This is a genomic window from Candidatus Neomarinimicrobiota bacterium (assembly GCA_022560655.1).
Taxonomy (GTDB): Bacteria; Fidelibacterota; Marinisomatia; order SCGC-AAA003-L08; family TS1B11; genus JADFSS01.
On the sequence record JADFSS010000105.1, the window covers coordinates 1 to 5,569 of the forward strand.

General features: G+C 62.9%; 6 protein-coding genes and 2 tRNA genes. 4 read left to right on the plus strand and 4 right to left on the minus strand.

Features of this window, described 5'->3' with window-relative positions; translation table 11 throughout:
- Positions 1-210: 210 nt before the first annotated feature.
- The 4 genes from IH971_10680 to IH971_10695 all read right to left on the minus strand — a co-directional run bounded on the left by IH971_10680 (position 211) and on the right by IH971_10695 (position 3,339).
- Positions 211-417, minus strand: a complete 207-nt coding sequence (locus IH971_10680) for a type II toxin-antitoxin system HicB family antitoxin (protein ID MCH7498302.1) — start codon at positions 415-417, stop codon at positions 211-213.
- Positions 418-635: 218 nt separating this feature from the next.
- Positions 636-983, minus strand: a complete 348-nt coding sequence (locus tag IH971_10685; protein MCH7498303.1) for a hypothetical protein — start codon at positions 981-983, stop codon at positions 636-638.
- Between the two features lie 65 nt (positions 984-1,048).
- A complete protein-coding gene (locus IH971_10690; protein ID MCH7498304.1) occupies positions 1,049-1,864 on the minus strand; it encodes an inositol monophosphatase in 816 nt (271 codons plus the stop codon).
- 80 nt (positions 1,865-1,944) lie between these two features.
- Positions 1,945-3,339: an alanine:cation symporter family protein gene (locus tag IH971_10695; GenBank protein ID MCH7498305.1), complete on the minus strand. Its 1,395-nt coding sequence runs from the start codon at positions 3,337-3,339 to the stop codon at positions 1,945-1,947.
- A gap of 170 nt (positions 3,340-3,509) precedes the next feature.
- Here IH971_10695 and IH971_10700 point away from each other — a divergent pair, with 170 nt between their 5' ends.
- The 4 genes from IH971_10700 to IH971_10715 all read left to right on the plus strand — a co-directional run bounded on the left by IH971_10700 (position 3,510) and on the right by IH971_10715 (position 5,549).
- Complete coding sequence (locus IH971_10700) at positions 3,510-3,896, plus strand: DUF3566 domain-containing protein (protein ID MCH7498306.1); 387 nt, start codon at positions 3,510-3,512, stop codon at positions 3,894-3,896.
- Between the two features lie 47 nt (positions 3,897-3,943).
- The gene (locus IH971_10705; protein ID MCH7498307.1) at positions 3,944-5,323 is read left to right on the plus strand and encodes a hypothetical protein; all 1,380 of its coding nucleotides are present in this window, start codon (positions 3,944-3,946) and stop codon (positions 5,321-5,323) included.
- Between the two features lie 69 nt (positions 5,324-5,392).
- A tRNA-Gln gene (locus IH971_10710) sits at positions 5,393-5,463 on the plus strand.
- Positions 5,464-5,477: 14 nt separating this feature from the next.
- Positions 5,478-5,549: transfer RNA gene (locus IH971_10715), tRNA-Glu, on the plus strand.
- Positions 5,550-5,569 lie beyond the last annotated feature (20 nt).

Sequence of the window (5,569 nt, forward strand, 5' to 3'; positions counted from 1 at the left end):
TCCCGTACTCTTGATACCAGGCATGATTTACAAGCCTATGTTTTGGTCCTAGAGTTCTGTATGGCATGTCCTTTCGTTGGTGGAGATTAAGGTATGGCCGCCCAAAGGAAATCAAATCTAATGTTGCATGTACCCATCCGCTCGGCATTCTCGTATGTCCTTTATGTTTATTTGTCGTTTCTGGGAGGGAGCTTTTGCAGTTTAGGCTTTCTAGGGAGCGATGCTAATGGTAGTTACAACAGGTTGCCCGTGGATCGGCGGCTCGAATTCTTCCAGGTAAAGCTCTGTGGCCTCCCGTAAGTTGGCGACGGCAATTTCAATCGTCTCGCCCTGGCTTACAGTCTCCACTTCCGGGCAATCAGCCACATACATGTCTTCTTCTTTGTGTATGACCGCTGTAAAGGTTTTTTGGTTCATCAATCGATCTCCGCCCTACGTGAGGGATAATTTACGTCAAATCACCAGGCCATGCCTGCTGCGATTGCAGCGCCTACCCAGCGTCGGTCCCATGCGGCTGTTGGCCCTCTGTCAGGCCTACGACTCACTGGAGGCCATCGCCCAGGCCGGTTGCCGGTGAAATCGCGGAGCGTGCCGGGCTGCCCCGGGCGGGCAGCGTGCGAGCGCCCTAGCTGCTTTTAACTATCGGGCTCCGCACTGCGAAACGCATCCGGGAAGTCCCGGTACAGCGCGAAGCTCAGGTCCTTGGCCGCCGTGTAGACCGGGAAGTGCAGCTTTTCCGTCCCGCCCGTGCGCTCTGCCGCCAGCGCCCAGGCCCGCTCCAACTGGGCCAGGTCCCGGGTCTGGATGTCGATGAGAAACTCGCCCAGCTGCGCCGGCCCCAGGCCCAGCTTGCGCCGCATGATGAGGTGGCCCTCGATCAGGCCCTGCTCCTGCAGGTGCCCCAGGTAGGCGTCCACGTCGCTGCAGAAGGCCACGTCCTTGGAGGTATTTTTCAAATTGCACCAGATCAGGTAGTGGTCCATGTGTGCTCCTTCCTTTGCCCTCCGCCTTTGGTAATGTGACATACCGTTTGTCCGCCCCGCCCGTGCTATCGTAAGCCCGCGAATTCTTTGCCCGCCAGCACCGCCAGCAGCTCGCCGTGCAGGGCCGTGCCGTTGCTGGCCAGCACGCGGCGCCCCGAGAACGGCAGGGGCCCGCCGCGCCAATCGGAGGTCTGCCCGCCTGCTTCACGGCAGATGAGGTCACCGGCGCACAGGTCCCACGAGTGCAGGTTGGCCTCGTAGTAGGCATCAAAGCGGCCCGCGGCCACGTAACAGAAGTCCAGCGCCGCCGCCCCCAGCCGCCGGATGCCTTGGGAGCGGTTATAGAGCTCCCGGAACAGGTCGAAGCTCCGCTGGAATACGTCATCGTGGGTGTAGGGGAAGCCGGTGGCCAGCAGGCACTCCCGCAGGCGGTCGGTACCGCTCACCTGAATGGGCTCGCCGTTGAGGGTCGCGCCCTGGCCCCTGACGGCCACATATTCCTCCCCTTGGGCAGGATTCAGCACGACCCCAAAAACTGTTTCTGCCTCCACCTGGTAGCCGATGGATACGGCGAAAATGGGCAGGCCGTGAACGTAGTTGGTGGTGCCGTCCAGCGGATCGATGACCCAGCGGTGGGGGGTCGCCGCAGACTGGGCGTAGTCGCCCTCCTCGGCGATGATGGCGTGTTTTGGGTAGGCCTCGCGCAGGGCCGCGACGATGGACGCTTCGCTGGCCAGGTCTGCCTCGGTGACCAGGTCCACCAGCCCCTTTTTCTCCACCCGCTCCAGCCGCTGGAAATGGTCCATCAGGATGGCCCCGGCCTGCCGGGCCGCCTTCAGAGCGACGTCCGCCGCCTGGTCGATGTTGCCGGCGGGGGTCATGGGCGGTTCGACGGACTCAGCATGAGCCTTGAGCGGGCTTCACCGCCTTGCCGCTCGCGGGGACTGACGGGCCCGATTTACTATGCGGCCCCTTTCTGCGCCAGCTGCTCCCGATAGGTCAGGTGCGTCCGGGAGAAGTAATCGTTGGTCATGACCTTCAGCGTCCCCGTGAGCAAGACCACGGCAATCAGGTTGGGAATGGTCATCAGGCTCAGGGCGATGTCGCCGAAATTCCACACGAACACCAGGGGCAGGATCGCCCCGAGGAAATTGAAAAAGACATAGGCCCAGCGATAGGGCCGGATGGCTTTGGGGCCCAGCAGGTATTCGATGGCACGGTCGCCATAGTAGCTCCAGGCCACCATGGTGGTGTAAGCGAACAGGAACACGGAAGCGTTGACGATGATGCTCCCCAACTGGGCCTGGTCGCCAAATCCGGCACGGAACGCCTCCCGGGTGAGTGCGGCGCCGGTGAATGCGGTTGAATCCAGCACGCCGGTGGACAGGATGGCCAGGCCGGTCATCGTGCAGACGACCAGGGTATCGATAAAGGGGCCCATGAGCGCCACGGCGCCCTCGCGCACCGACTCCTTGGTTTTGGCCGCCGCGTGGGCGATGGGCGCCGAGCCCTGGCCGGCTTCGTTGGAGTACAGCCCTCTGCGGACGCCCCACATGATGACCGTTATGAGGCCACCCCAGCCGGCCTCCAGCGAGAAGGCCTCGCGGAAGATGGATGTCAGGCTGCCGAGAATGGTGCCGGGATTGGATATGAGGATATACAGTGCGCCGCCCACGTAGAGAATCGCCATGCCGGGTACCAGCCGGCTGGCCATGCCTCCAATCCGCTTGATGCCGCCAATGATCACCATTCCCACCAGCAGCGCAATGATCAGCCCCGTGGCCCAGGTCGGCACACCGTAAGTCGCGAAGGTCACGGCGATGGTGTTGGCCTGGTTCATGTTTCCGGTGCAGAACGAGCAGGTGGTAGCCAGAATCGCAAAGAACACGGCCAGCGGCTTCCAGTTTGCTCCCAGGCCACGTTCGATGTAGTACATGGGCCCGCCCGACGCGGAGCCGTCTTCGTGGATGGTACGGTAGTTGTGGGCCAGCGTCGCTTCCGAGTATTTCAGGGCCATGCCGAGCAGGGCGGTCATCCACATCCAGAACAGGGCGCCGGGGCCGCCCAGGCGCAGGGCCAGCGCCACGCCGGCTATATTGCCGATGCCGATGGTGGCCGAGAGCGCCGCTGACAGGGCCTGGAAATGGGTGACGTCACCCTCATCGTCGGGGTCGTCGTATTTGCCGCCCACCACGTCGAAGCTGTGGCCCAGCTTGCGCAGCTGGATCCAGCGCAGGCGGATGGAGACAAATAGGCCTGAGCCTAACAGGATGAAGATGAGCGGCACGGCAATCCACCCACTGAAGATGATGGTCCCGTCCGTCAAAATCTGCCCGATACGGCCTAGAGATTCCAATAGCCCTCCTTACTCGACGTGCTGCCCGGCAAACCCAATACCGGGTTGCCCGGGGTGGGCATGTGCCTTCAAAGCTGGGCGGATAATAGTCAATTTGCCGTGGCGGCTCCAAGATAATTTCGGCTTGCGACGGTTCCCTGACAAGTGGCGCCGGTATTATATTTCACCGGATGAGCCGGGTATTGATCAAGGAGCTGGACCTGTGGTCGGTGGCGCGTACGGTATTCCCGCTGTTCTGGATCATCTCTGCCCTGTTGGTGATCGCGGGCTATCTTCTGATTGGAAGCATCATCGGCAATCTGCTGGCCGAGTACACGGGTCACGGCTGGGGTATTTACGGGCTGGCCCTGATAATCCTGGCCAGCATCTTGGTGGGCTTCTTCAGCGCCATAGGGCTGACGCTGGTGGCTGTCGCGATGGCCCTGGCTTACAACTTCCTGAGCAGCCTTGGCGGCGGCGTGACGGTGACCCTGGCTGAACTTGAAGGGGCAGCGGAAGCGGCCGGCGAGCGGGCCCAGCCGAAGACTGGCACTGAGGCGGCGGACACTGCGACGTAGCACATGGCGGCAGCCCCCGTTAAATTAACGGCTTGTCCCGGCACGCCATGAAACCAGGCCCGTTCCCCTGCCGGCCGCAGGTTGCCTGCGCCCGCGGGATGGTTCTACTGGGGTTGATCACCCTGCTGGCGGGGATCGTGCCCGCCCAGCTACGCCCGCCGGATCGCGACCAAATCACCCTGTTTATCCTGGATTTTGACAACCTCCAGGGCGACCCCCGGCTGGAATGGCTCTCCCATGCGCTCAGGGACATGATCCTGCTGCGCATGGAGGAGGAGCCCCGTATCAGTGCCCGGGATGCCGGGGATATCACCCCTTACCTCGAGTCCCGCAGGGCTGATCGCCGCGCTGGGCCGTCCGCCTTCATGGCCGGCAACTCCATTGTCCTGATGGGTAGCTATCGGCGGCACGATGCCCGGCTGCTCATCGATTTGCAGCTGCTGGACATGGAAACCTGGACCAGCCTGAAGCGGCAGTCGCTGGAGGCACTCTACAACGACATTCCACAGCTTAATCTGCTGCTGGTGGCCGCTGTCAGCGACATGATCCGCAGCGTGACCTTTTTCAGCGGCATCGACCTGGTGACGCCGGTGGATTCCCTGCCTCCGCCCCTGCCGCCACCCACGGGTCCGGCCTACGCCCCCGCCGAGGAGTACGGCCGCCGGGTGCCTCTGGCTCAGGCGGACCTGGCCCGGGCTCTGGAAGACCTGGAGGCGGCCATGGATGTCTACTCGGGCTATCGCCAGCCGGAAGCGGGTACCCACCAGGAGGGCAATCGCTACTACCGCGACTTCAGCCTTGAGGGGCTGGGCGCCCTGCCCGCTGAAAGGGCGCGCTACACGGCGCTGTTCGAAGACGTGCTGAGGCGCGTCGCGGACAACCCCTACTCCGCCGAGCTGGGGGAACTGAGCCTGGCCGTGGACCCCTACGACAACGACCGGGTCTACATCAGCATTCCGGTTACCTACAGCGTCAAGAAGGCGCTGCTGGAAGACATGCTCACCAGCCTGCCGTATGTGGCCACCCGCGAGAGCCGCAACCTGCGCACGATCCGCTACGACAAGTCCAGCTTCAATCTCTCCTCCGGCCTCATCGAGCGCATCGCCCGGGGCGACTTCAGGGTCTTGCCGGTGGTGCAGCTGCTGGATCCGCAAGGGGGCCTGAGGGCCGTGCTGGTGGACAGCCCCGACATGTCGTGGGAGCGCTACTTCCCCCGGGGAGGCGTCACCGCCGTGCGGCAGAAGCGCTTTACCCCCCTGCTGGCCATCACCACCAGCGGCTTCAGCATTGACGTGCGCCTGGAGACCGCCGCGGTGGACGTGTTCTACGAGTTTGAACTGGACGCGAGCCAGCTCTCCAGCTACGCCCGCGTGGAGGTTCAGTTCATGAGCGAGGACGAGCTCCTGCGCTTCCTCCAGGCGCTTTGAGCCGTCCGCCTGCCCAGCACCCTTGATCGCCAGCGCGGCCCGGTTTTATATTTCACCCGCATATTTGACTGGGGAATCGTCTAATGGCAGGACGTGTGACTCTGGATCACAAAATCGGGGTTCGAATCCCTGTTCCCCAACGACCGATTCCCGGGGCGCATTCGTCTAGCGGTTAGGACGCCGGACTCTCAATCCGGTAACAGGGGTTCGACTCCCCTATGCGCTACTTGCTTTGTCCACCCCCAC

What these genes read in the sequence shown, in the direction of transcription:
- IH971_10680 (MCH7498302.1), bottom strand. Translation starts at nt 417, where the DNA reads ATGAACCAAAAAACCTTTACAGCGGTCATACACAAAGAAGAAGACATG.
- IH971_10685 (MCH7498303.1), bottom strand. Translation starts at nt 983, where the DNA reads ATGGACCACTACCTGATCTGGTGCAATTTGAAAAATACCTCCAAGGAC.
- IH971_10690 (MCH7498304.1), bottom strand. Translation starts at nt 1,864, where the DNA reads ATGACCCCCGCCGGCAACATCGACCAGGCGGCGGACGTCGCTCTGAAG.
- IH971_10700 (MCH7498306.1), top strand. Translation starts at nt 3,510, where the DNA reads ATGAGCCGGGTATTGATCAAGGAGCTGGACCTGTGGTCGGTGGCGCGT.
- IH971_10705 (MCH7498307.1), top strand. Translation starts at nt 3,944, where the DNA reads ATGAAACCAGGCCCGTTCCCCTGCCGGCCGCAGGTTGCCTGCGCCCGC.